At 39.4% G+C, this 24,633-nt stretch carries 26 protein-coding genes; 4 read left to right on the plus strand and 22 right to left on the minus strand.

From position 1 onward, the window contains the following. Nucleotides 1-228 precede the first annotated feature (228 nt). From OW255_RS10950 to OW255_RS10960, 3 genes are all read right to left on the minus strand, one after another. Nucleotides 229-951 carry a FadR/GntR family transcriptional regulator gene (locus tag OW255_RS10950; protein ID WP_024835890.1) on the minus strand — a complete coding sequence of 241 codons (723 nt, stop codon included), beginning with the start codon at nt 949-951 and terminating at the stop codon, nt 229-231. 388 nt (nt 952-1,339) lie between these two features. Then, nucleotides 1,340-1,645: a DUF4387 family protein gene (locus OW255_RS10955; protein WP_268114127.1), complete on the minus strand. Its 306-nt coding sequence runs from the start codon at nt 1,643-1,645 to the stop codon at nt 1,340-1,342. A gap of 15 nt (nt 1,646-1,660) precedes the next feature. Continuing rightward, nucleotides 1,661-3,013, minus strand: coding sequence for an acyclic terpene utilization AtuA family protein (locus tag OW255_RS10960; protein WP_268114128.1), 1,353 nt, complete (start codon nt 3,011-3,013; stop codon nt 1,661-1,663). 189 nt (nt 3,014-3,202) lie between these two features. On the opposite strand from OW255_RS10960, the gene OW255_RS10965 reads away from it, so the two are divergent. After that, a complete protein-coding gene (locus OW255_RS10965) occupies nt 3,203-4,120 on the plus strand; it encodes a LysR family transcriptional regulator (protein WP_268114129.1) in 918 nt (305 codons plus the stop codon). A 216-nt stretch (nt 4,121-4,336) separates the two neighbouring features. Continuing rightward, nucleotides 4,337-4,948, plus strand: a complete 612-nt coding sequence (locus OW255_RS10970; protein WP_024835886.1) for a DedA family protein — start codon at nt 4,337-4,339, stop codon at nt 4,946-4,948. Nucleotides 4,949-5,006: 58 nt separating this feature from the next. Here OW255_RS10970 and ytvI read toward each other — a convergent pair whose 3' ends face one another. The 3 genes from ytvI to OW255_RS10985 all read right to left on the minus strand — a co-directional run bounded on the left by ytvI (nt 5,007) and on the right by OW255_RS10985 (nt 8,596). Then, nucleotides 5,007-6,068, minus strand: a complete 1,062-nt coding sequence (gene ytvI / locus OW255_RS10975) for a sporulation integral membrane protein YtvI (protein ID WP_024835885.1) — start codon at nt 6,066-6,068, stop codon at nt 5,007-5,009. Between the two features lie 139 nt (nt 6,069-6,207). After that, nucleotides 6,208-8,157 (minus strand): GTP-binding protein, encoded by a 1,950-nt coding sequence (locus tag OW255_RS10980; protein ID WP_024835884.1) that lies wholly within the window; start codon nt 8,155-8,157, stop codon nt 6,208-6,210. Between the two features lie 133 nt (nt 8,158-8,290). Beyond that, a complete protein-coding gene (locus tag OW255_RS10985) occupies nt 8,291-8,596 on the minus strand; it encodes a LysM peptidoglycan-binding domain-containing protein (protein ID WP_024835883.1) in 306 nt (101 codons plus the stop codon). Between the two features lie 172 nt (nt 8,597-8,768). On the opposite strand from OW255_RS10985, the gene lexA reads away from it, so the two are divergent. Then, the gene (lexA, locus tag OW255_RS10990) at nt 8,769-9,389 is read left to right on the plus strand and encodes a transcriptional repressor LexA (protein WP_024835882.1); all 621 of its coding nucleotides are present in this window, start codon (nt 8,769-8,771) and stop codon (nt 9,387-9,389) included. Between the two features lie 157 nt (nt 9,390-9,546). Here lexA and rsfS read toward each other — a convergent pair whose 3' ends face one another. From rsfS to rplU, 8 genes are all read right to left on the minus strand, one after another. Beyond that, nucleotides 9,547-9,900, minus strand: coding sequence for a ribosome silencing factor (rsfS, locus tag OW255_RS10995; protein ID WP_024835881.1), 354 nt, complete (start codon nt 9,898-9,900; stop codon nt 9,547-9,549). After that, nucleotides 9,900-10,493 carry a bis(5'-nucleosyl)-tetraphosphatase (symmetrical) YqeK gene (gene yqeK, locus OW255_RS11000; protein WP_268114130.1) on the minus strand — a complete coding sequence of 198 codons (594 nt, stop codon included), beginning with the start codon at nt 10,491-10,493 and terminating at the stop codon, nt 9,900-9,902. The genes rsfS and yqeK overlap by 1 nt, the downstream gene beginning before the upstream one ends. Then, nucleotides 10,490-11,107 carry a nicotinate-nucleotide adenylyltransferase gene (gene nadD / locus OW255_RS11005; protein ID WP_268114131.1) on the minus strand — a complete coding sequence of 206 codons (618 nt, stop codon included), beginning with the start codon at nt 11,105-11,107 and terminating at the stop codon, nt 10,490-10,492. The genes yqeK and nadD overlap by 4 nt, the downstream gene beginning before the upstream one ends. A gap of 35 nt (nt 11,108-11,142) precedes the next feature. Then, nucleotides 11,143-11,439, minus strand: coding sequence for a ribosome assembly RNA-binding protein YhbY (yhbY, locus tag OW255_RS11010; RefSeq protein ID WP_024835878.1), 297 nt, complete (start codon nt 11,437-11,439; stop codon nt 11,143-11,145). Nucleotides 11,440-11,453: 14 nt separating this feature from the next. After that, nucleotides 11,454-12,737 (minus strand): GTPase ObgE, encoded by a 1,284-nt coding sequence (gene obgE, locus OW255_RS11015; RefSeq protein ID WP_024835877.1) that lies wholly within the window; start codon nt 12,735-12,737, stop codon nt 11,454-11,456. Nucleotides 12,738-12,931: 194 nt separating this feature from the next. Beyond that, nucleotides 12,932-13,222, minus strand: a complete 291-nt coding sequence (gene rpmA, locus OW255_RS11020; RefSeq protein WP_024835876.1) for a 50S ribosomal protein L27 — start codon at nt 13,220-13,222, stop codon at nt 12,932-12,934. Nucleotides 13,223-13,225: 3 nt separating this feature from the next. Beyond that, complete coding sequence (locus tag OW255_RS11025) at nt 13,226-13,564, minus strand: ribosomal-processing cysteine protease Prp (RefSeq protein ID WP_026891346.1); 339 nt, start codon at nt 13,562-13,564, stop codon at nt 13,226-13,228. Nucleotides 13,565-13,566: 2 nt separating this feature from the next. Next, nucleotides 13,567-13,875: a 50S ribosomal protein L21 gene (gene rplU / locus OW255_RS11030; protein ID WP_024835874.1), complete on the minus strand. Its 309-nt coding sequence runs from the start codon at nt 13,873-13,875 to the stop codon at nt 13,567-13,569. 259 nt (nt 13,876-14,134) lie between these two features. Between rplU and OW255_RS11035 the strand changes: the two genes are divergently transcribed. Beyond that, nucleotides 14,135-15,316 (plus strand): MFS transporter, encoded by a 1,182-nt coding sequence (locus OW255_RS11035; protein WP_268114132.1) that lies wholly within the window; start codon nt 14,135-14,137, stop codon nt 15,314-15,316. A 56-nt stretch (nt 15,317-15,372) separates the two neighbouring features. Here the strand turns inward: OW255_RS11035 and OW255_RS11040 are convergent, their stop codons facing one another. The 8 genes from OW255_RS11040 to OW255_RS11075 form a co-directional block, all read right to left on the minus strand. Beyond that, the gene (locus OW255_RS11040) at nt 15,373-16,560 is read right to left on the minus strand and encodes a ribonuclease E/G (RefSeq protein WP_268114133.1); all 1,188 of its coding nucleotides are present in this window, start codon (nt 16,558-16,560) and stop codon (nt 15,373-15,375) included. After that, complete coding sequence (locus OW255_RS11045) at nt 16,553-17,263, minus strand: TIGR03936 family radical SAM-associated protein (RefSeq protein ID WP_268114134.1); 711 nt, start codon at nt 17,261-17,263, stop codon at nt 16,553-16,555. The genes OW255_RS11040 and OW255_RS11045 overlap by 8 nt, the downstream gene beginning before the upstream one ends. Beyond that, nucleotides 17,247-19,112, minus strand: a complete 1,866-nt coding sequence (locus OW255_RS11050; RefSeq protein ID WP_024835870.1) for a TIGR03960 family B12-binding radical SAM protein — start codon at nt 19,110-19,112, stop codon at nt 17,247-17,249. The genes OW255_RS11045 and OW255_RS11050 overlap by 17 nt, the downstream gene beginning before the upstream one ends. A gap of 183 nt (nt 19,113-19,295) precedes the next feature. Beyond that, nucleotides 19,296-21,056 carry an ABC transporter ATP-binding protein gene (locus OW255_RS11055; protein WP_268114135.1) on the minus strand — a complete coding sequence of 587 codons (1,761 nt, stop codon included), beginning with the start codon at nt 21,054-21,056 and terminating at the stop codon, nt 19,296-19,298. 39 nt (nt 21,057-21,095) lie between these two features. After that, nucleotides 21,096-22,550, minus strand: a complete 1,455-nt coding sequence (locus OW255_RS11060) for a S8 family serine peptidase (protein ID WP_268114136.1) — start codon at nt 22,548-22,550, stop codon at nt 21,096-21,098. Between the two features lie 41 nt (nt 22,551-22,591). Continuing rightward, a complete protein-coding gene (locus OW255_RS11065) occupies nt 22,592-23,929 on the minus strand; it encodes a radical SAM/SPASM domain-containing protein (RefSeq protein WP_024835867.1) in 1,338 nt (445 codons plus the stop codon). 104 nt (nt 23,930-24,033) lie between these two features. Then, complete coding sequence (locus OW255_RS11070) at nt 24,034-24,192, minus strand: hypothetical protein (RefSeq protein ID WP_155857720.1); 159 nt, start codon at nt 24,190-24,192, stop codon at nt 24,034-24,036. 188 nt (nt 24,193-24,380) lie between these two features. Next, nucleotides 24,381-24,539 (minus strand): hypothetical protein, encoded by a 159-nt coding sequence (locus OW255_RS11075; protein ID WP_155857719.1) that lies wholly within the window; start codon nt 24,537-24,539, stop codon nt 24,381-24,383. Nucleotides 24,540-24,633: the final 94 nt, after the last annotated feature.

Raw genomic sequence — 24,633 nt, forward strand, 5'->3', positions numbered from 1 at the left:
GGAGCAGCAAAGAATTCTGCCGATTCTCAATGCTCCTGAAATAAAATTTTCAATTGGTAGTACCAATTATCGTAAAAAAATAGATGCTGCAAAACAGATTTGTCTTACTACACCTATTAGCTACCACCCCATAAAATTGGTAGTACCACTTTGCAATTTAATTATAATGACGTATGTTATATAAGTCAACATACGTCATTTTTTTAACAAGTATTTTGTTGATTTTCACTAATTATCGTGCTTTTTGAGCATTGTCAACTCTTTTTCCTTGATTTTTTGGTCAATAATACTAAAATGTTTGTTAATTGATTCATAAGCAAGATTTTTGTCCCTTTTAATTAAACTTTCTAACATTCCATTATGGGCTTGTATCAGAATTTTTCTGCTGTCTTCCTGGCTTAAGATCTCTCTTCGCAGATCTACAATAAATTTATCCAGTATTTCTGATAGAGCCTGAAGGATATTGATAATCAGAGTGTTCTTAGAGGCCAGGGCTATATTATAGTGCATCTTCTTGTCCAATACCACATTATTCGCCTCACTCTCCCTCTCCAACTGAGATACGATCTTTACCAGGGTTTGGATTTCCTCATCGGTGATATGATCGATTGCCAGCATCAGCGCCTCCATTTCAAGCGCTCTCCTAAGTTCACTGACCTGTCTGTAATCGATCTGATTCAGCAGAAACAACATGGACAGTGATTCTACCAGATTATTCTCAAAGTTACCTGTAAGAAAATTGCCTGCACCCTGTTGACTAGAGATTACCCCCATAATATCAAGCGTACGAATCGCTTCTCTCACAGAATTGCGGCTGATCCCCAGTATCTCTGACAATTCTCTTTCCGCAGGCAGCTTTCCTCCTATATTTAACTCACCATTGCGTATTTGTTTTTTAATATAATCTATCACTTTCATGTATGACTTATTCTCTGTTCTATCCTCTTCCATAAATACCTCCTTGTGTTTCTAACATCCAATTTTAATCAAAGCAATTTGCCTTTTTACTATTTATAATTAAAACATATCCGGTTAGTTATTGTTCTTTGTAGACGATATAACCTCTGGCTGTCTATAATTCTATCATAATTTATTTTATTTTCAACTATATGCGGTTCTTTTGAATGGTCTTCTACCAGATATGGATATATTAGAAACACAGAGAAAGGTTTCATTATATTGGAGTTTATGACAGAATGCACTATCAAATATTTATAGTAAGCGTTTGTAAAAGAATTATCCTGATTACGTAGACAAACCGGCAATAGGAGGCGAATCCTATTGCCGGTTCATTATACTGATTTTTCAGTTTGTAACTTAATTTGTTAACCATGTTTCCTTAACAAGAGATATCAAGTAATGAAACATATTGCTGTCCGCCATGCATATCCCTCTCATCGCGGCTTCCCTCAATTGGTACCCGGGGGAGGCTGATCTTTGCCACCTGAATATGTTCCAGACAGAAGATCTGTAGTTCCTCCGACTTCACCTGAAATGATTTGGCAATAAACTCCCGCTCTCTTTCAAATGCAGCAGTAACGCTTTTTGTATCTTCAACATTATTGCAAAAAGCATCAATGGTAAGCCAAAAAGGACCTGCATTTTTGCTGCGAATGTATTTAACAGTCTTTTCAATCGTACTCATCATGCACCTCCCAAATTAGATATTCTCATAAGAAAAGCGAACCAACTCCAACGGATCCTTAACGGATACTGTATGGTACAATTTGAACTCATAAATTGCACCTCGTTCCATCTCCGCAGGTGAAAAAATAAAAGCATAAGAAGGCATTTGTTTTCCTTCAAACATATTGTAATGAAGCAGTAACGGATTAAATGCTTTGGTAATTTGAGTTGCCATCTCCTGGGTATCAGCGGTCACTGTCAGCATCATAAGTACCTCATTCGGAACATAACCTTCGGGTACCTCCATTCCCGAAACGCCGTTATATCCATAAGGACGCAGCCAGAAATGATAGCTGTCACTTGAAATACCTGCCTTTTCCAGCTTTTCTATACCGGCTCTGGATACTGCATCCACCCATTTCATAGGGTCCTGCATTACCTTTCTGTCACGAATGCCTGCCATGCTGACCGTCTGATATCCTACAGGACCAGAACCTTCTAACTTCAAGGTATAGGGAAAATACTCGATGGTTGTACCCTCTACCCGTACTTCTGTTTCAGACAATTCTGTATAGGTGGAATTTGAAGTATCAATTTGAATTCCCGGCTCTGTTAATTGAATCGGATTGGAATTTTCATAAATCAGATGTGCAGATACAGAATAGGCAGAAACCGTACTGCCTGGCTGCACTGCTTTAATTGTAAAGCCTTTTTCATCTACTTCCATAAATACTCCGCCCTGCAGACCAGCACTGGTACAAACGCCTCCGCACTCAACGGTTTTTGCTGCGTGCCAGCAAGATGCAGGATCACAGCCTTTCATCAGAGGGTATGCTGCGATTACGGCGGTATCGGTTGACCGGCCTCCAATGATGATTTCTGCACCATTCTTAAAAGCCTCCTCATACGCCTCCGCACCAAGCAGCGCTACAATGGTGCTGCACTCATCAAACGTCTTCTCTGAGATTTCAGGCGCTCCATGTAATGCATTTATCATTCCATCACAGTATTTCTGTTTTATTACGTTAGAATCCTGCTGGGAATAAATTTTGGCAATTTTTTTGTGGATTCCAGCTTCCTCACATATTTCCCTGATTAATTCGCAGGCAGTATCAACCCCCTCATCTGAACCGCAGGTTCCTGCAGAACCAATGGTCATGGGAATTCCCAGCTTGTGAGCACCTAATACCATGCGCTTTAAGTCTCGTTTTACGTCACCGATAGAATATTTACCGTGACCAGATCCTAAATAATAAGGCCCTGAATCCGTGGAACCTGCATCACTGGAAATGATGTCCGGCTTCATGGCCAGACCTGCTTCAAATGCTTCTTCCGTACAATTTAAACCAACTGCACCGTATGGAACAAATACTTTTACATTTGCCATTGCTATACCCTCCTGTAAATCCGAAAATATCACTGGACTTTTTCGTAATTCCTATGATTCATACAGTGATTACGATTCATCTTGACTTCATTATAAACACAGATTAAAATAATGTAAAATACCAATACTAACATTCATACATAACATTGATGTTATACTTTTACTTGCAAACTGCGTGGAGATACAACCATGATAAACGAAAAACAGATTTATTATCTACTGACCGTAGCCGAGGAACGTAATATAACCGCGGCTGCTCAAAAGCTATACATTTCTCAACCTGCACTGAGCCGCCTTATTCTTGATCTGGAGCATACTCTTGGCACCTCATTGTTTATCCGTAATCGGGGTAATCTAAAGCCTACAAAAGCTGGAGAGGTCTATTTACGTGGCTGTAAGGAGGTGCTGGCAATTTCCAGATCTGTTACAAAAGAAATTTCTGATTTAAACAACAGCCTAAGCGGGCGGATTACGTTAGGCCTTACTTCTCTGACCGGGGAATTTATATTTCCAGCTATTTTAGATACCTTCGAGCAGAAATTTCCCAAGGTTGAGTTATTGCTGATTGAGGAACGTATGAGCGCTCTTTTAGAAACAGTTAAAAGCGGAAAAACTGATATGGCTTTTGTCTATCAGACGGATGATCCAGAACTGGAATATCGTCTATTTCTGGAGAATCCTATTTACCTACAAGTTCCGCCGTACTTTTTGGAAACAAAAACCTTATGGATACCAGGGAGTCAAAATCCTTCCATATTGCCAGAATCACTTTCCGGTCAACCTATGATTCTCCTAAAAAAAGGCCGGAGCATGCGTGAAGTGGCAGATCGTTTTTTGATGCAATATCAAATTACTCCTGGTAAGGTTATAGAGACTGAGAATATTCATCTTGCCAGCAGTTTAGTAAGATTGAATAAGGGATTCACCTTTGTTCCCAGCATTGCCATGCATCATTTTTCCAGAAGTAATAACACCAATTACTACTGCCAGATTAAAGATTATCCTATGAAACGCAGCTTATATTGCTGTTATAGAAAACACGGATATTTAACTGCTGGAGAACAATTTTTAATCAATATGATACCAGAAATACTTGGTCATTCGTGATCAAGTTTTCCCCTTTAGAATTTCTTCCATAATTCTTAAGCTATCATTTTGGTGAAAAAGGATTGAAATATATATTTTTATCCAATATAATAGCTATAATAAAAATAAGCATTAGCGTCCTAACTCAAAAGGTTTCGCGCTGATGCTTATTAAATATCTGCCTTTCTGCAGATAATAGTAACAAGCAGAATATTTACATCAGGAAAGGAATTTGAAATGCAGGAATGGATAATTAATACGATGGATCAATACGGATACTTGGGGATAGCATTGCTGATAGCAATAGAAAACGTTTTTCCTCCCATCCCATCTGAATTGATCCTGACATTTGGCGGTTTTATGACAACTTATACATCCATGAATCGATGGATCGTTGTGCTGTTTGCTACCTTGGGTTCTGTCATTGGCGCATGTATCCTTTACGGGGTAGGTCTTTTACTTCCCGTAGAAAAGCTGGAGCTACTGGTAGACAGGTGGGGACATATCCTTGGACTAAAAAGATCTGATATTAAGCGAGCAGAAGGCTGGTTTGAGAAAAAGGGAACCTCAACGATCTTCTTTTGCCGTTTCATCCCTCTTATCCGCAGCCTGATTTCCATACCAGCAGGTATGGCCAAAATGCATATGGGGAAATTTCTCCTCTATACCACCATTGGTACCTTCATATGGAACATTGTGCTCGTGTTCCTGGGAGCATTCGCAGGGTCGAAATGGAACACCATTGTACATTACATGGATCTGTATTCCAATATTTCCGTCGCTATTATGGCGGTCATCGCAGTCGGTGTCCTTATCTGGTTTGTAAAGAAACGAAAAAAGTCCATATAAAACGAAGGCAGAGACTTTATTTATGTCTCTGCCTTCGTTTTATATATCCGTATCTTTTTTATTTAAAAATATGAATGCTACCCTCTTTATCCAGCTTAACCAGAATGGTGGCTATGATCGGCAACATAAACAGTCCCAAAATTCCCATCAGCTGTGCTCCTACGAACATTAATATAAGAGTTACAATGGGGTGAAGTCCTATCTGCTGTCCTATGATTTTGGGTTCCAGTATCTGTCGAACTACTGTAATAAAGATGTATAAAACAATCATTCCAATTCCTACCTTGGTATCCCCCATGGAAAAGGCAATGATTGACCAGGGAATCAAAACAGCTCCAGTCCCCAAAATAGGAAGAACATCTATGATTGCAACAAGCAGTCCAATCAGAAATGGAGTAGGAATGCCTATAATAGAAAAGCCAAGAGATAATTCTATAAAAGTGATGGAAATAATCAAGGCATAGGCACGAATGAATTTACCTAATGATCCAATGACATTATCTTTTAAATTCAGCATAATATTTCTGCGCTTGTCTCCAAATTGACGTAACACAAAATTTCCAATCTTGTAATAATCAATGGTGAAAAAGAAGGACGATACAATTGTAAAAATAACCTTTATTAACAAGGTTGGAACCTGACCAGCCAAACCAGTGACCGTTGTCACTACCTTTGAGGATATATTGGAAAGATAGGTGAATATTGATTGTCCAATGTTATTAATAAACTCATCCAAATACACCTTAATGACAGGAAACCTGTTAGACATCTGATCCGTAAAAGCAGAAAGAGCTGGTTGAAGAGTTTCCTTGTAAAGCGAAGGCAGGTTATTAAATAATGAACTGATGAACTGGAAGAACCTGGCACCAATGAGGCTAATGACCAAGAATAAGCAGGCATAAAATAAAATCAGAATTATGATTGAGGAAAAGGTCCGCTTGATACCTAACTTCTTTGTCAGTAAATCAATGGGCTTTCGAAACGTCATGGAGATAATTAATCCAATAACAAAGGGCATTAAAAGTGGAAAAACATATTTAACGCCTGCATATACCATGATTAATAAAATAAATGCAAATACACAGTGAATAATAAAAGCTTTCTGTTTTTCTAAACTCATGAATTACAATACCTTTCTGATGGTCGCATGTAAATATGGTACCTATAATTACCAAATTCCTTGGTTGTATTATAACGTTTATACGGGCGGTGTCAAGCACTACGGCTAATCTTTGTCCGAAATTGTTGAAAAACAGGGGCTACCGAAGGGTATGCATATAATCTTCTGCCTTATTCCAATTCACTACAAAGGAAGTCCCTTTATGGCAGAAAACAGAACAGGATGGGTTCTTAACATCTGCATCCGCGTTGTAATGATAAGAGGCCACCACTTCGTCCTGATTATGACATATGTCATAATGAGAAAAATTCATAGAGATTCCTGCCCGTCCTCCTGTCATCATAAGCAGCTCTTCTCCATAATTCATAAAGGAAGAAACAGGGCCGGTTCCTGTAACAACACATCTACCGCTTCCATCCATGACCGGAGCCTCATACACTCCGTAGCGTCTTGTAATGTCATTTAAGAGCTTTCCAGCCAGGGTGTCGGGAATGGACAGGCTAAACCTGTAATAAGGCTCTAAAAGGAGGTTATCCGCCTTCATCAGCCCCTGCCGGATTGCCCGATATACTGCCTCGCGGAAATCACCGCCTTCTGTATGCTTTATATGAGAAATACCATCAATCAAAACAATCTTAACATCTGTCAGGGAAGAACCGGTTAAGATTCCTTTATGAACAGTCTCAAATACATGGGTACGTATCAGATTCTGATAATTAATCCCAAGCCTGTCAACATGACATTCGCTCTCAAACGTAATGCCCTCCCCTCTGGGCGCCGGCTCTATTCTAAGGGCTACTTCAGCATAATGTCTAAGAGGTTCAAAATGACCATAGCCATATACTGGTTCTTTCACCGTTTCCATGTATACAACCTCCGGATTCCCAAAGGTTACTGGAACCTGATATTTTCTTAAAACCGTTTCTTCTAAGACTTCCAGTTGGATTCTCCCCATAACATTAACCTTAAGCTGCTGTAAGGATTCTTCCCACTCCGCTTTCAGAGATGGATCCTCTTCTTCTAACATATGGAAGATACGTAAAACCGTCTGATCAGGAATGTCCGGTGGATACTGTACTCTGGCCTGAAGGGCTGGATAAAGGTAAGGGTTTTCTCTCGTCTGGCAGGCGCCAAGTCCCTGACCAGCAACGGTACTTATTAATCCGGTTACAGCAACTACATCGCCAGCAGTTGCTTCCGTAGCTGTAGTGAATTTCTCCCCCCGAAACAATCTGATCTGATGTATCTTCTCAGTCTCAGAAACAATATCACGTACCTTTACACTTCCACTTAATACTTTAAGATAAGTCATACGCTCCTGTTGTTCATCATAACGAATCTTAAACACTCTTCCTCTGAAAACGTCAGAGGTCTCGTAACTAGTCTGAGCAAGCTCATAAAATGCGGTAAGGAACTCATAAAGCCCAGCCCCTTTTAATGCACTTCCCCCAAAGCAGGGAAATAAGCGGCGTTTCTTAATCTGTGTTAACAATGAGGGCTTCATATCTTCATAAGACATGGTTCCTTCCAGCCACTCATCGACAAGACCTTCATCCAGTTCAGAAACATTATCTATGAGATCGTCCGTAAAGGTACCTTCCATTCCATTCTTAAAGTTCATGTCCTGGAAATCCAAAATGCGGTCTGATAGCTGGTTTTTAAGTTCTTTTACAATAAGCTCGTAAGAGGCTGTGGGGATATCCAGTTTATTGATAAACAGAAATACAGGAATCTGATATCGTTCCAGCAGCTTCCAAATTGTCTCTGTATGACCCTGTACCCCATCGGAACCATTCACTACAAGGATAGCATAGTCCATAATTTCTAATGTTCTCTCCATCTCAGCTGAAAAATCAACGTGCCCGGGAGTATCTACCAGATAATAAGTATTATCGTTGTGTGTATAGCACGCCATATCAGAAAAAATCGTAATCCCTCTTGTTTTCTCTATCTCATCATGGTCCAGACAGGCCGTCTGAGAATCTACCCGCCCCAAAGTCCTGATCACCTTTTCCTGATATAAAATCTGTTCAGAAAATGTAGTTTTACCAGCATCCACATGAGCCAGAATACCAAATGTGATTTTCATATAGGTTCTAATCCTTTAGTCATTAAAATTGCGCCAATTTACTAATAATAGAGGACGCTTTCTTTATTCTAAATTATTATTCCCATAAAATCAACGCAATTTAAATCTCCTATCCTCTCATAGGAATGAAAAATCAGGGGGTCTCCTCAGAGGTACAGTACATAACGGTCAAATAGTGCCCGCTGTGTATGATATCTTCCTTTAACCCATTCATGTTCTTCAATTCTTTTACATACTGAGCCACTGTCATTCCGCTGTTTTCACTATATTTTCCTGCAATGCTCCAAAGACTGTCTCCCTGCTGGATCTCAATGCTGGTGTAGTACTTGTCTATAGCTGCCTGTTCAAGGGCCTGTGCAGAATCAAGTCCCGGAAAGAAACCAAAGATACGGAATCCAAGAAATGAGAAAAATAACAGCACAATTATTTGTTTCATCATACGGATGCCTCCTAAAAATAATCAGAACTCACGTTCTGTTTTGATAAGGCAATCATATCACTCCAAACATATGTTTGTCAATTCGTTTTGGCTTTTTTCGAACAAAGGTTTGCATTTTTTTCGAACATATGTTACTATAGGTTTAATGATAAAGATTTGAGGAGGCTGTGCGATGGCTCAGGAGAAGATCACACCCAAGCAACAGGAAATTTTGGAATATATAAAAGAGACGATATTAAAGAAGGGTTATCCCCCCGCAGTGAGGGAGATATGTGAAGCGGTTCATTTAAAATCAACCTCTTCCGTTCATTCACACCTGGAGACTTTGGAAGAAAAGGGCTACATACGAAGAGACCCGACCAAACCCAGAACCATTGAGATCATTGATGATTGTTTTAATCTGACCCGCAGAGAAGTGGTGAATGTACCTGTTCTTGGAACAGTAGCAGCCGGTCAGCCATTATATGCTGAGGAAAATATTGAGAATTACTATCCTATTCCTTCCGATTTACTTCCCAATGGGGAAACCTTTATGCTTAAGGTACGGGGAAACAGCATGATTAATGCTGGTATACTGGAAGGGGATCAAATTATTGTTGAGCATTGTCCTACTGCTGTTAATGGAGAGATTGTTGTTGCATTGGTAGATGATTCTGCTACAGTAAAACGTTTTTTCAAGGAAGATGGCCATTACCGCCTTCAGCCAGAGAACGATTCCATGGATCCGATTATTGTAGATCAAGTAGAGATTCTTGGAAAAGTAATTGGTCTGTTTCGTCTGGGAATTCATTAAAAGACGGTTTAACACCAGTAGAGATTATAATAGCCCAGCACTAGTTAACATAATTATTTTATGTCAACTAGTGCTGGGCTATTTCTTAATCCATTTAAAGGACTGCAACAAAAAACGGCTAACAGGTCCTGTTAAGCCGTTTTCTACTCTCATCGTATTATGATAAAGTATCTACATCAATGGTTTTTCCGTCTCTCCAGATTCTTTCCAGATCATAGAATAAACGGTTGTCACGATCAAATACATGAACGATAATATCGCCGTAATCCATGAGGATCCAATTGGCAGAGCGATATCCCTCCATCTGCTTGCAGACATAACCCTTTTTACCCAGTTCTTCTTCCACATTATCAACCATGGCCTGAACCTGGCTTGAATTTGTACCGCTGGCAATAATAAAATAATCTGCCATGACCGATACGTTACGGATATCAATGATAGTAATATCCTCACCCTTCTTATCAGACAACGCATTGTATGCGGTTTTTACCATTTCAACTGACTGATTCATCACAACTCTCCCTTCTTCATTTCATGGATCTTCTTATAATAATCATATGCCTGTACCGACATGGAATCCACAAAATAGCCTTTTCCCTCCAGATATTCCAGAGTGCCTTTCAGGATGATATAAACGCATTCATCCAAATCTATAAAAGCAACAGACCTTACGATAGGCAGATCTGCCGCCTTATCTCGTCTTGGTTCTATATAATCCGCTGTAAATACGATTTTTTCCAGTAAAGACATATCCGGCCTTCCGGTCGTATGCCACCGTATGGCATCTAAGACTTCCTTATCCTCAATGCCATATTTATGCTCTGCGAGCCATGCACCGTATTTCGCATGGAGCACGACTGGAGCCTTTAATTCATCCGATGTTAAAAAGATATTCTGTTTCTCACATTTTTTAATGATATTTCCGTCACCGTAATATTTCGCGCAGTCATGCAGCAGACCTGCTAATTCAGACTGCTCTAAATCAGCACCATACCTCATCGCCAGCGCTGTACAGATAAATGAAACGCTGATTGTATGCTCATACCTCTGAGGGCTAAGTTTTTCCTTTAAGTCATCTCTAAGATTTAAGATTATCTCTTTCATGCTTCTATCTCCTGATAAAGACCATGATCCTGAATATACTTATTAACCACCTCTGGCACATAAGGATCTATGGATTCCCCATTTGACACCATGTTCCGAAGCTCTGCAGAAGAGATATCCATTTCCTTGCAGTGCAGCATTCGAATATCTGCATCATACTTTCGGCAAAGATAATCAATCTGTTCATCCAAAGATCTTTCCTTAACCTCATATTCCCGAGGAGCAGCCAGTATTACTGCCAGCTTTAACACCAGCTCCGGTTCATACCATTTCTCAATCTCATAAAGGGAATCAGCCCCAACAATAAAATAATAGGTATGCTCCGGATATGCCTCTAAAAGTAATTTTAAGGTCTGCGCTGTATAGGTATTCCCTTCTCGTACAACTTCAAAATCAGAACACGAAAATCCTGGGTGATACTTTACCGCAGCAGCCGTCATGGCAAGGCGGTGTTTTGGTTCCGTTACCTGACGCCTTTTTTTGTGAGGCGGATGCCCGGACGGCATAAACCAGACTTCATCTAGACGGTATTCATCATACGCCTGTTCCCCAAGCATAAGATGACCATTATGAATCGGATCAAATGTTCCGCCCATAATTCCTATTTTCCCCATAATCTTCGACTCCCTCACTGGAACGTGATGCAGTTTTATTTGGGAAGTGCTATTTTTCGCTTTGCTTCCTCTTTTGCCTGCTTATAAAGGACAATGCGTCTTCCAATTACCTGTACGACCTCGGAATGGGTACGCTCAGAAAGAACCTGAGCAATGCTTGAACCGTCATCCAGGCAATTCTTTAATACTGTAATTTTAATCAGCTCCCTGGCTTCCAGCGCCTCTGCGATTGCATTGGTCAGTTCTGGAGTCAAGCTTGATTTTCCAATCTGGAAAATCGGATCTATATTCATCGCCAATCCTTTTAAATAGGATCTCTGCTTACTTGTCATATTATTCTCCTTACTTACTTGTAATAGTCAAATTCCAGACCATACATACGAACAGTATCACCCTCTTGAATTCCAGCCTGCTCAAGATCTTCTAAAATTCCATTTTCCTTTAAGAAGTTCTGGAAGAATCGGAAGCCTTTTTCTGTCTCTAAATTGGTATAACCCAGCATCTTATCAATTCTTGGGCCTTCCACCACATAAACACCATTCTCATCCACTTCAACCGTATAAGGAAGCTGCTTAATGGTCAGTCCCTTTAAGTCAAATTCTTTTTCGAAAACAATCGGACTTAAGTTCACAGTCTGTATAAGTTCATAAATGGCATATAACAGTTCTTTGACTCCCTTACCGCTTACGGCTGATATGGGGTATACTTTAACACCCTTAGGTTCAAACTCAGCTTTAAGCTTTGCTACAGGATCCTCACCATCATCATAAATAGCATCTGTTTTATTGGCTGCAATGATCTGAGGCCGTTCCAAAAGCTCTGAATTGTATGCGCCTAATTCCTTATTAATGGCATGGATGTCCGCAATGGGATCTCTTCCTTCTGTAGAAGCAGCATCCACTACATGAACAAGAACTCTGGTGCGTTCTATATGACGAAGGAAATCATGTCCAAGACCAACGCCCTCGGAGGCTCCTTCAATGAGTCCAGGAATATCGGCCATTACAAAGCCCTTTCCTCCATCAATATCTACAACTCCAAGATGAGGATTTAAGGTTGTAAAATGGTAATTAGCGATCTTAGGCTTGGCATTGCTCACTCTGGATAATAGAGTAGACTTTCCAACGTTAGGGAAACCAACCAGTCCTACATCTGCGATTACCTTAAGTTCCAGCTGTACCCAAAGCTCCTGAAACGCCTGTCCCGGCTGAGCATACTTTGGTGCCTGCATGGTGGGAGTCGCAAAATTCATATTGCCCTTGCCGCCTCTGCCGCCTTTTAAAATCACTTCTCTGCGGTTTTCACCGGACATATCTGCAATTACTTTACCAGACTCAAATTCCTTAATAACAGTTCCTTCCGGAACTTTTATGATAAGGCTTTCCCCGTCTTTTCCGTGGCATCTGCGTTTTCCACCAGATTCCCCGTCTTTTGCTGCATATTTTTGGACTTGGCGGAAATCACTTAATGTATTAAGGCCATCATCCACTACAAATATAATGTCACCGCCCCGGCCGCCATCACCACCGTCAGGTCCACCGCAAGGAACGTAAAGTTCTCTACGGAAACTGACATGGCCATCGCCGCCTTTACCGGATCTGATATATATTTTTGCTCTATCGGCAAACATTCATTCACCTGTTCCCTTTCTGCTTTATTTAAAATCTAAGTTCTACCCCCTTCTAAAGAGGATAAGACTTAAACTGAACATTAGCATCAAACATACTGCCTGTCCTTTCTGACAGACAGAAAATACAGATAAGTAAAAGCATTATCTGTATCGCAAAAAACGGCTCCATACGTCAAGGTATGAAGCCGGTCCAATTATTCATTAATTGCTTTTGGATAAACAGAAACCTGCTTTTTGTCTCTGCCTTTTCTTTCAAATCTAACAACGCCATCCACTAAAGCGAATAATGTATCATCACCGCCGCGGCCTACGTTGATGCCTGGGTGGATATGTGTTCCACGCTGTCTGTAAAGAATATTGCCAGCTAATACGAACTGACCATCAGCTCTCTTGGCACCTAATCTCTTAGACTCGGAATCTCTGCCGTTCTTGGTAGAACCAACACCCTTTTTATGAGCGAACAATTGAAGGTTCATCTTTAACATAACTTACACCTCCTTAAAACAAATTTTGATATATGGTTCTCCATATTCCTCCTCAATATCCTGTAATCCGAATACGAGAGAGTTTATAAGGAGCTGCGACTCTGAACTGATATCTGAGGTAAACCGAAAACGAAAAGTACCTGACTCTTCCTCCTGATCTACTTCAAAAGAATCCTCTGTAAATTGCTCTACACTGTTGGACATATTAATCGTAAGAGCCGATACCGCAGCACAGACAAGTTCTTGCCCCTCCTGAGGATCGTCTTTCAGACCTGCATGTCCCAACATCTGAATTCCAGTATAATGCTGTTCTGAATCAACAAATACGGTTACACTTACCATAATTAAGCATTGATCTTTTCGATCTTAACCTGTGTATAAGACTGTCTATGACCATTTTTCTTATGGTATCCAGTTTTTCTCTTATACTTGTAAACAATAACCTTTTTAGCTTTGCCTTCCTTCACAACTGTACCTGTTACGGTAGCACCTGCTACGGTTGGGCTGCCAACGGATAATTCACCATTGTTTACTACAAGAACCTGGTCAAATGTGACAGCTTCGCCAGCGTCAACACCAAGCTTTTCTACCTTAATGATATCGCCTTCCGCTACTTTGTACTGCTTTCCACCTGTTGCAATAATCGCGTACATATGGCACCTCCTATTATCATTACTCGCCAACTTCGGTGTTCCATAAAACATGGAAGCTTACTAACCTCATTGTGCGGCATACTTAATTAATATAGCATTCTATAATACTTCTGTCAATATTATTTCTTGACTTTTCTAATTTTTATGCGTGTATAGAAAGAAATGGCTCTTTTCTTGAGGAAATGTGTCTTACCCTTGTCTTTCCGTGAAACCCTTAGTATAATGAAATGTGTTTTAAATATGACTAAGGAGTTTTGTAATGAAAACAGATAAGTACAATCACATCTTTCTACGTTGCTGTTATGGGTATGCAGTCAGCGGGATGGCAGTTCTTGTTATTGGTGCCATATTGCCATCGATTATTACAGAAGCAGGAATCAGTTTTCTGGCGGCTGGAAGCCTTTTGTCAGGAATGGCAATCGGAAATTTAAGCGCCAGTTTTTTATTTCCGGTGCTGGTATCCTGGCTGGGAAGAAAACGGGCGATCTTTTTTATCACTCTTTGCGCGCCAGTTTGTCTTTTTATATTAAGTATTCTCCCACCATTTCCAATTATGTACGGTGTTATGCTGATTTACGGTTTGGTTCGTGGCAGTATAACGATTTTAAATAATTCTGCTGTCAACGATATCTATGGAAGTAAAGCGACTGGAAAACTGAATCTTCTTCACTGTTTTTTTGCAGTGGGAGCATTCCTGGCACCATTTCTTACTGCTGTTTTAATGAAGCTGGGATTTAACTGGCGACATGTTCTCTACTTAATACTCATTCTCACAGCAGCGACTGCGGCACTTTATGGTACCATGGATGATACTCTTTTAAATGAGACTTCTAATCGCATAAATAAAGATAAAGGTAAGAAGGATTCTCAGGATAGGTCATTCTTAAAGTCATATTCCTTTTATGGAATCGCGTTTATCCTGTTTTTTTATCTGGGACTTGAAAATTGCATCAATGGTTGGTTTGTTACTTACCTACAAAATACAAATGTTATGAGTGCAACTTATGCCACAGCTCTTGTGTCCTTTACCTGGTTAGTTATTATGGCTGGACGCTTAATCTGCGCTGCGCTTTCAAAGAAACTGGATAAGAGCACCATTATACTGATTCTCTCATTGGGAAGTGCCGCCTGTTTCTTCCTATTGATATCTACGAAAAACCTGACTCTGATTACAGCGGCATTGCTGGGCCTTGGATTCTTTTTATCTGGAATTTATCCTACCTGCATTGCAAATGCCGGCCCAATGATTAAGGGCTCCACCCTTGGGATGTCTGTCTTAACTGCAATTTCAGCCATGGGCGGTATCATTACGCCTCAGATCATCGGTGGTATTGCTGACCGTATCGGTATAGTAGGTTCCATTGGGGTATTGAATATTAATGTATTTATGGTGATTTTCTTATCCTTTCTTAATTTCAGAAATCATCATAAAAAGAAATAAGAGCCTTACGATTAAAAATGAGGATAAGCTGGTATGAAACCTGCTTATCCTCATTTTTATGACAGCTGTGCAATCTGCTCGTGAAGAGGCTTGCGGATTTTTTTTCTTGTGACCTCTACCAAATTTAACTTTGTTATTTCAACTACCGTTGTCTTAACCGGGTCCTTAGAAAGAATCTCATGTAAGCGGTTCACCAACAGCATTCTATCTTCTTCCAATTCCATATCAATGAAATCAATGATTATGATTCCAGATAGATTTCTAAGCCTGAGCTGATGACCAATTTCCAGGGCTGATTCTAAATTAATCTTCATAATGGTGTCGCGAAGTGCCTTTTTACCAGCATACTTACCGGTATTCACATCAATGACCGTAAGAGCTTCTGTAGGTTCAATAACCAGATATCCCCCTGACTTTAACCAGACCTTTTTCCCCAGGGCTTCATCCATTGATTTCTCAATCCGGTACAGCTTATAAAGGGGGAGTAACGGGTCTTCATAAGAAACCAGAAGGGGTAAATCCTCCGGTTGATTCTCACTTAAATAATTTTTTAAGGCTTCATAGATATCAGTCTGATCCGTAATTACAGCTTCAAGAGATGACTTAAGGCTATCTCTGATGCCAGAAAGATAAGATGGAGCACCACTATATAACAGACTGTAGCTGGTTCTGTATTTTGCATCCTCTAAAAGCTTCTTTAAGCTACTATGAAGGGACTGAAATTCGTTCTTAAGCTCTTCTTCCAAGGCTCCAAAGGCATTGGTCCTCACAATGATTCCGAAGTCTTCTTCCTTTAAAGTTTCAAGATAAGACTTCATATTAAGTTTCCACGTCTGATCAGTAATTTTAGAAGAAAATCCAATTTGCTTTTTACCAGTTGTAAGAACAAAATACCGTCCGGTAAGATTAATATTTCCGGTCAAAACAGGTGCCTTTGATTTAACGGCATCCCGTTCTACCTGAACGATAATATCATCTCCCTGTTTCAGCCTTCCATCCCACGCCCGGCCATCGGCATAATGTACCATTCCTTCATTTAAAGATAGATACCCCATCTGACCATTGCCAATATCGACGAAGGCTGCGTTAATATTCTTTACCAGCTTATTAACCTTTCCAATGTAAACATTGCCCAAAGAAAACCCTTGCTGCTCCGGTTCCACGTTAATCTGAAGTACTTCCTTACCAGAATGAAGGAGGGTTACAATCCCTCCATTCCATCTGGTAATAATCAGCTTATTCACAGGCTGCTCCCATCAGGCCAAGCGGCACCAGGTTCGGGTTTTCGTCGTCTCCTGTATTGCCGTATACTTCCTCTCTTTGAATATGAAATGCAAATTCAGGAAGTGTAAGGCCAAGGAACTGATAATAGGCCTCCATAACAAGCTCTGGCTTTAAATTATCTGCACTACCGGAAGATACCTTCATAAAAATACGCTCTCCATCTACAGAAAGCTCATAAATTCCAGCCTTAATATCTACTTCCTTTTCCCCTTTTTTTGTTTTTTTGGTTATAAGGATCTCAGATTGCTTCATAAATTCAGAAAGCCCCTGAAAGAAGCCTTCTAAATCAGCCGGTTCCTTTCCTTCCCTGAAGGTAAGGGTGTAATCAGCTGCAGCAACCAATGACATTGCATTTTTGGCACGTTCGTCCAGTACGTGGCAGTCTGTAACTGAAATACCCTCTACCATCACTGCATTTAACTGATCCATCATGGTCTTTGTATCTGTCATGGAATTTACTTCGATGTCCATATACTCTCCATTGCTTGTAAGCCCTACGCCTAAAGGCGCTGCAAATGACATGACCTGGTGAGGACTGAAGCCTTCACTGTATTTAATATCGATTTCTGCCCTTCTAATTGCTTTCTGGAAATAACGCATAATATCCAAATGCCCGATGAATTTCACTGGGCCGTGCTTTATAAACTTAATTCTTACCTTCATAGCAGATTCCTCCTTTGAAACTCATGGCTCCACAGCCCGTACATTGCTGACGGCAGTTTGGAGTTACTTTTTCGCCGATGGCATTCTGCCACTCTCTCTTTAAAAACTCTTTCGTTACGCCTGCATTAATGAAATCCCATGGAAATACTTCATCAAGATCACGTTCTCTTATGGTATAAAAGTCGGGATCAATGCCACAGGTCTCAAATGCCTTCATCCAGATATCATTTTTAAAATGCTCTGACCAGGAATCATAAATTGCCCCGTTTTTGTAGACCTCCTCAATGAGAGCCGATATCTTTCTGTCGCCTCTTGCAAGAACACCTTCTAAAACGGTTAAATCTGCCTCATGGTAATTGTATTTTAAGCTCTTTCGGTTCAACATTTCACGGAATTTGTCTTTCACGATGTAAGCTCTCTCTAAAAACTCTTCCTTGGTGCACATTTTTGCCCATTGGAATGGGGTAAATGGCTTTGGAACAAAAAAGGAGGAGCTTGCCACGACCTGTACTTTTCCGTTTCGTTGATCTTTTGGAATCTCGTAATAAGCTTCTGCAACCTTTTCAGAAAGCTCCGCAATTCCTTCCATGTCCTCTACAGTCTCTGTTGGCAGACCAAGCATAAAATAAAGCTTGACCCGGTTCCAGCCTCCGCGGAATGCGTCACTGGCTCCCTTTAATATGATTTCCTCTGAAAGTCCTTTGTTAATAACATCACGAAGTCTCTGGGAACCTGCTTCGGGTGCAAAGGTCAGACTGCTCTTTTTAATATCCTGAACTTTACTCATTACATCCAGGGAGAATGCATCAATACGAAGGGATGGAAGGGAAATATTTACCCCTTTTCCCTTAAATTCATCAATCAGAAAATTCACGATTCCTTCTAACTGAGAATAATCACTGGAGCTTAAAGAGCTTAAGGATATCTCTTCATGTCCGGTGCTTTTTAAAAGCTTATGGGCGTAATCTTTCAAATAATCAAGACTGTGTTCTCTGGAAGGACGGTATACATTGCCGGCCTGGCAGAAACGGCATCCACGAATACAGCCTCTTTGTATCTCTAAAACAACCCGGTCCTGGGTGGCTTTGATAAATGGTACCACAGGCTTTTCAATAAAATAAGCATCATCCATGTTGGTGACAATCTGCTTGGTCACCATTTCCTTTGCATGAGGATTGTTGGGTTTCATGCTTTCGATGGTTCCGTCTTCTTTATAAGTAACATCATAAAAGGCAGGAACGTAAATTCCTTCGATTTCTGCAGCCATCTGAAGGAATTCCTTACGGGTTCCGCCATTTTTCTTATTTTCCTTATAGCGGTCCATTAATTCAAAGTAGACTGTTTCTCCTTCTCCGATATAAAACAAATCAAAGAATGGAGCCAGAGGCTCTGGATTATAGGCGCATGGTCCGCCACCGATCAGGATAGGGTCTTCCTCTGTCCTGTCCTCGGCATGGAACGGAATCTTGCCTAAGTCGAGAATCTGCAAGATATTAGTATAGCACATCTCATATTGCAAGGTGATTCCGATAAAGTCAAATTCTTTAATAGGGTCCTGTGATTCCAGCGCAAAAAGAGGGATGTTTTCTTCCCTCATAATCTTGTCCAAATCGGTCCATGGAGAATAGATGCGTTCACAGTAAATATCATCTCTGCGGTTAAACATATCGTATAAAATCTGCATTCCAAGATGGGACATACCAATCTCATATACGTCGGGGAAACACATGGCAAAGCGGATATCCACTTCGTTCGGATCCTTCCTGGCCATATTTACCTCGTTACCGATATAACGGGCAGGTTTTTCAATTTTCATTAAAATTTCATCACTTAAAGCTAATTTTCTCATGCCTATTCCTTTTTTACATGTGAATCAATCACATTTTATAATTGATTGTGTTGCATAAAATATTGAAGGTGATTTATGCAATGCATTCTCTGATAGCCATTTGCTTCCATAAATAGCATTCAACACTACGCATAATTATATAGGATTTTTCTGCATTAGGCAACATGATTTAAAAATTGGCAATTAAGCAAATGGACTTTCATAAATTTGCTGTTTTGACACTAAAGAGCGGTATAATCTATTATTCTCCATTAGCTCTCTATGGTATCCGATTCCAGCGGTTTTTCCATCCTTTAAAATAATGATTTGGTCTGAGTTTTCAATAGTTGATAAACGGTGAGCGATTATTATTGTTGTTCGTCCTTTCATCAGCTTGTTTAAAGAGTTCTGAACCAGGAATTCGGAAGTACTGTCAAGATGGGATGTGGCCTCGTCTAAGAGAAGGATTTCTGGTTTTCTTATGAGCGCCCTGGCTATTACAATTCTTTGCCGCTGTCCTCCTGACAGGTTTGTTCCCCGTTCCCCTACTTTTGTATGTATTCCTTTTGGAAGCTTTTCGATAAATTCAAGCAATCCAACATCCAATAAGGCTTTTGTAAGCTCTTCATTGTCATAGTCTTCAATTCCATAAGTTAGATTATCATGAATAGTCCCTTGCATTAATGGGGCCTCTTGAGAGACATATGCGATCTTATTTCTCCACTCATAAAGATCATAGTCCTGAATAGGCACACCCCCATAACAGATATTCCCGGAGGAGGGAAGATAAAACCTTTCTAATAAAAGAAAAAAAGTAGTCTTTCCCACACCACTTTCACCAATAATTGCAGTAACTGATCCTTTTTGAATCCTAAAATCAACAGATTGAAGTATCATTCTGTTATTTTGATACCCAAAGTTCAAACCCTGCACTTCTATATCCTGAGGCGGTAAAAGGCTTGCTGACAGTTTTCCTGAAATCCCAGGTTCTTCTTCCTCTGCAAAAAGCTGGTTAATCCTTCCGGCTGATACAATAAATTTAAGAAGCTTTGCAGAGAAGCTTCCAAAGATAGTGACTGGGCCAGTCAATTCAAAAAGATAGAATATGACAGCCACAAACTGACCGGCTGATAAGCTTCCTTGAGAAACTCTAATACTGCAGTACCCAAAGATAACCAAGAACAATAGCATAAGTAAGATGTTTGCGCAAGGCTGAATCAAGGCAAATATTTTGTTCTCCATACTGCTGAGGCGGAATAAATTTCTGATAATTTTTTGGCCCTGAATACTTTCATACTCCTCTGCCTGGCTGGATTTAATCGTTCTGATTTCATAGAGAACCTGATTAATCCTATTCTGAAATTCTTCCGTTTCTCTTTGTATGGATTGAGATATATCATATTCTCGTCGGGCAATAAAGGAAATCAATAAAAGCGTCGCAGGAATTGCGAAAATAATTAACAATGATATCTTCCAATCAATAATAAAAATAATTGCTCCAATAATCACAAGGTAAATGCTTCCTGAAATAACGGAAAATGTCTCAGTAGTAAAAAAATCTTTAATAACTATAGCATCATTCGTTAACCGGCTCATGGTTTCACCATTGCTGACAGAATCATAAAAGGAAATCGGAAGCCGTAATATTTTTTCCCAGATTTTAAGCCGCAGATTTTTTAACAGACCCGCGGCCAGATTGGAAAGCATGAGATAGTGAAAAGATGAGATAAGCAGTTTTATAAATAATATCATAAGAACAGGCAAATACTTGAATATGCTCAAATGAACTTCCATAAGAGGGTTGTCAATTATATCCATGACAGCTACTGGTGTTACAACAGTAGCCACAATTTCAAACAAGGCAGCAAGGATGGCGAATATGACAAGTTTTCTGGATGGTAAGAAGTATCTGATACTCTTAATTGCCATAACGCCTTCCCTAAATCTGATCCAATATTCTTTCAACTGCTACCTCCTTGTATAAACCTGCCTCTGATAAGCTCGTCACTCATCAAATAAATAATGTTCAATTTCTTCCGCTGGCATTCCGATTTTCTCCAGTTGATTCCATAGATCCTCATAACCAGTTAAGGAATAAGTCTTCCACAGCTTTGCGACCAAGGCTGTAATAATATAGTTTGCAACGCTGGAACCAAGAGAAACATTTCCTATCAACCTGTCAGAATCATCATCATAATCAATCCATTCTGGAGTTGCCTTTACTATATTAAAAGTTCTGTCCAATAATATCATATTATAAATAGAAGTAATTCCGATACCTAAAACATTAGAAAAAGAAAATGGATAGCATTCCTTTGTCGTTTCAATATCCCGGGGAGCTATGATAATACAACCTTTTGATACCGCATAGTCACACGCATTCTGCAAATCATCTTTAAAATCCTGTGATAAGGTTGCACCGCCAATGGAAATAACATTTGCACCAGAATCAGCTGCTAAATATATGCCTTTAATCATATTTTCACATCTGCAGTCTCTGCCTGAGAGAGCTCTTACAATAAAAAATTCCGCATCAGGATATATGCTTTCTATGATTCTTACTGCCAGGTTTCCATGTTCTTCATTGGAATAAAAATCATTATCTGTTTTTACACTCCCATTTTCATAAAAAACATGAACTCCACCTATAAGATTTACTTTTCTATTCTGACTTATTCCAGTATCTATAATAGCCACTTTCGTTTGTTTATTTCTTCCCGGGCCATCCTTATTGACCTGATTCAGAAGAAGACAATTTTTTAAGAGTTCTGCTTTACTGCAAACTTCTACTTCATGAAACCTTTTGATTTTATTGATCTGTTCCTTGGTAATTCGGCAGAATATTACACTGTATTCATCTAATGTAATATTTAATTTACCAAGACAGTCAAACTCGGAATAGATATCTGTATCCGCTGGTTCTACTCCTTTCAGACGAATGGTATGGGTATCCCCATTGTAATACATTCCCTGCAAATAATGTTCGACAAAGTCCTGATAAAATAAATGAATTAACTTATCACGATCTGTCTGGGAATCCCTATTAGATCCAGGCGCAGGCAATATAGTGAAAAATTTATCAATATACTTATAAACAGAATTGTATCTAGTCTCCGCTATAAGTAAAATTTCTTGGTCTGGAGATTCAAAGCAGGAATTTAAATATAAAAAAGCCTGTTCAATAAAGAAAAACATCCTTTTGCTTCCCCGAAATTCATCTGAAATAATCAGAATATCAATATGTACCAGCCAGTCACCAGCCCGTTTCACTCTCTTCCATGTAATCAGTCCTTCTATTTTGTCATCTATAAGCAATACTGCAAGTAAAGAGTTTTTACGAAATAATCTGCTGAATAAATTAAATGTCTGGTTATGATTGTCAAGATGCCGGCGCATGAAATAATAAATAGATTTGGTTTGCTCATTCCATAAGATAAATTCATCCCGATCAAACTCCATAATCTCCACACGCATATTTTCAGATTGCTTCGATATGGTTATCATATATTGACCATGCCTATTTCGTATTCTCTTATTAGCATCCGATATATGGATTCCTTATAATCATCGTTACAGGCAGGAGCACAATAATCCCCTTTTAATGTTTTGTTATAAACACGGCACCCTCCCATACATAGACCACTGACATCGCAGCCCTTACAGAATTCAAACTTGTCCAGGTGGTAGAGATTTCTGGTATTTAATGTCCGCTTTTTGATTACCTCATGCCCGTCTGTGAGAACATTTCCAAGAATTTCTGAGGTAGGTATTCCGCACAAATAGCAGCTGCCATCAGGTGATACGGTTATCTGCTTTCCGATTCCGCATATTTCCCGGAAGGTAATAGGCATAGGCGCAGAATCACAGAGATGATTTTTAATAAGCTGGGTATGTACGTCAAATAATAGTTTTTCAAAATCCGTGTAACTACAGATAAGGCCCTGTTCAGCCAGATCCTTTCCTCTGCCAACAGCTCTGGCGATGGAAAAAGAAAAATGATTTCTATTATTTATTAAGGAGCGGTTTTCGATTAAAAAGGGAATGAAGTTCTCCCTTATGTCTTTTTCATTAATCCTTGTAACTGTGGTATGCATATTAAGGCTGATTCCCTTTTTATTGAGATAATACAAAGTGTTCATAACCTTTTTAAAATTGCCCTTACCTCGAACTTTATCAAAAATTTCTTCTGTAAAGCCATCAAGACTAATCTGAAAATCATTTACATTTTCCAATAAAAAGTTGATTTTAGCCTCATCTTTATCAATCCAGTCACTGAATAAAAATCCATTTGTTAAAAGAGTTATTCCTGCTGTATTAGGCTTAATATAACGGACAAAATCCGTTAATAATTCTGCATTTAACAGCGGTTCGCCACCGGATATTGCCACCTTAGGCTTATGCGGGAAAATATTGAGAAGCTCATCAAAAACCCTGCAGAATGTATTGGTATCTGCGCTCGTCATATCAGGGAAATCAGTAGCAAAACAATGAACGCACTCTGCGTTGCATTTATATGTCATATCAAATTTAATATCAAGGATTTCATCAGCAGTGTCAAAGGGCTCAGTATGTTTATTAGCATGTACAATATCACCAAGAAGTTTTTGATATTTCTGACGAATTTCTTCTTCCGTACAATCAATGAATTGGCTGCTGTAATGTTCAAAGGCTTCACCAATACTCATACCGTCATATAGCTTTTGAAAGCAATCCATTCCTTCATCATCCGTAACAAAATAATTCTTGAATTCAGGAAAAAGAACCAAATTAAAATGATCAATTTTTATAGAACTGTATCTACTGGTAAAATGAATTTGATTATTATATTCTAATAACATATATAGTTTCCTTTCTACAGCAAGCTGCGGCCAATGCATTGAGTATCAAAACATAGCCGCAGCGATATAAGTAATCTAATTCCTGTTAAATGCCTCAGGAATTATTAACAGGTACAATTGCTTTTACCATTGGACCCCCACAAGAAGCCGCCGGGACGGTTGCAATTGGTGCTGCTTTTACTGTTGACCTGAAGCTTAACACGGTTGTCCTCAGGAATGGTAAAACCTTGTTTTACATTAGATTGCTCATGGTTTTTGTTCATATTCACACCACCCTTTCAAAGTTAAATAGTATGTATATATGTTCTCATTCAATCAGATTCACAGTTTTCTATATTCTGATAACACATGTATCTTCCTTTGTACACAAGCTGAGATTATGCGTCAATTGCCATAGCAAAGTCACAGCTGACTTAACAATATCTTTCCTGTTGGGCCAATCAAATAATAATTAACAGGTACATTGGCTCTGACCATTACCTCCCCATAAGAATCCACCAGGACGGTTACAGTTGGTACTGCTTTTACTGTTGACCTGAAGACGAACACGGCGATCCTCAGGAATGATAAAACCTTGCTTTACATTTGTTTGTACTTGATTTTTGTTCATATTTCCACCACCTTTCAATAATAAATGTTGTTTATATTAAACATCTGAAATAAATGTTTAATATCAATATTTTGCAATCTAAATGGATAATAAG

It is taken from the genome of Lacrimispora xylanolytica, from assembly GCF_026723765.1.
GTDB classification, from domain to species: domain Bacteria; phylum Bacillota; class Clostridia; order Lachnospirales; family Lachnospiraceae; genus Lacrimispora; species Lacrimispora xylanolytica.

Bases quoted from the DNA above. Each gene is read 5' to 3' on its own strand.
- OW255_RS11065 (WP_024835867.1), bottom strand. From the start codon at position 23,929: ATGTTATTAGAATATAATAATCAAATTCATTTTACCAGTAGATACAGT.
- obgE (WP_024835877.1), bottom strand. From the start codon at position 12,737: ATGTTTGCCGATAGAGCAAAAATATATATCAGATCCGGTAAAGGCGGC.
- rplU (WP_024835874.1), bottom strand. From the start codon at position 13,875: ATGTACGCGATTATTGCAACAGGTGGAAAGCAGTACAAAGTAGCGGAA.
- yhbY (WP_024835878.1), bottom strand. From the start codon at position 11,439: ATGACAAGTAAGCAGAGATCCTATTTAAAAGGATTGGCGATGAATATA.
- ytvI (WP_024835885.1), bottom strand. From the start codon at position 6,068: ATGAGTTTAGAAAAACAGAAAGCTTTTATTATTCACTGTGTATTTGCA.
- OW255_RS11075 (WP_155857719.1), bottom strand. From the start codon at position 24,539: ATGAACAAAAATCAAGTACAAACAAATGTAAAGCAAGGTTTTATCATT.
- OW255_RS11070 (WP_155857720.1), bottom strand. From the start codon at position 24,192: ATGAACAAAAACCATGAGCAATCTAATGTAAAACAAGGTTTTACCATT.
- rsfS (WP_024835881.1), bottom strand. From the start codon at position 9,900: ATGAATCAGTCAGTTGAAATGGTAAAAACCGCATACAATGCGTTGTCT.
- nadD (WP_268114131.1), bottom strand. From the start codon at position 11,107: ATGGGGAAAATAGGAATTATGGGCGGAACATTTGATCCGATTCATAAT.
- OW255_RS11060 (WP_268114136.1), bottom strand. From the start codon at position 22,550: ATGGAGTTTGATCGGGATGAATTTATCTTATGGAATGAGCAAACCAAA.
- OW255_RS10965 (WP_268114129.1), top strand. From the start codon at position 3,203: ATGATAAACGAAAAACAGATTTATTATCTACTGACCGTAGCCGAGGAA.
- OW255_RS10980 (WP_024835884.1), bottom strand. From the start codon at position 8,157: ATGAAAATCACATTTGGTATTCTGGCTCATGTGGATGCTGGTAAAACT.
- OW255_RS10960 (WP_268114128.1), bottom strand. From the start codon at position 3,013: ATGGCAAATGTAAAAGTATTTGTTCCATACGGTGCAGTTGGTTTAAAT.
- yqeK (WP_268114130.1), bottom strand. From the start codon at position 10,493: ATGAAAGAGATAATCTTAAATCTTAGAGATGACTTAAAGGAAAAACTT.
- OW255_RS11045 (WP_268114134.1), bottom strand. From the start codon at position 17,263: ATGAAGGTAAGAATTAAGTTTATAAAGCACGGCCCAGTGAAATTCATC.
- OW255_RS10970 (WP_024835886.1), top strand. From the start codon at position 4,337: ATGCAGGAATGGATAATTAATACGATGGATCAATACGGATACTTGGGG.
- OW255_RS10985 (WP_024835883.1), bottom strand. From the start codon at position 8,596: ATGATGAAACAAATAATTGTGCTGTTATTTTTCTCATTTCTTGGATTC.
- OW255_RS11035 (WP_268114132.1), top strand. From the start codon at position 14,135: ATGAAAACAGATAAGTACAATCACATCTTTCTACGTTGCTGTTATGGG.
- OW255_RS10955 (WP_268114127.1), bottom strand. From the start codon at position 1,645: ATGAGTACGATTGAAAAGACTGTTAAATACATTCGCAGCAAAAATGCA.
- rpmA (WP_024835876.1), bottom strand. From the start codon at position 13,222: ATGTTAAAGATGAACCTTCAATTGTTCGCTCATAAAAAGGGTGTTGGT.
- lexA (WP_024835882.1), top strand. From the start codon at position 8,769: ATGGCTCAGGAGAAGATCACACCCAAGCAACAGGAAATTTTGGAATAT.
- OW255_RS10950 (WP_024835890.1), bottom strand. From the start codon at position 951: ATGGAAGAGGATAGAACAGAGAATAAGTCATACATGAAAGTGATAGAT.
- OW255_RS11025 (WP_026891346.1), bottom strand. From the start codon at position 13,564: ATGGTAAGTGTAACCGTATTTGTTGATTCAGAACAGCATTATACTGGA.
- OW255_RS11050 (WP_024835870.1), bottom strand. From the start codon at position 19,112: ATGAGAAAATTAGCTTTAAGTGATGAAATTTTAATGAAAATTGAAAAA.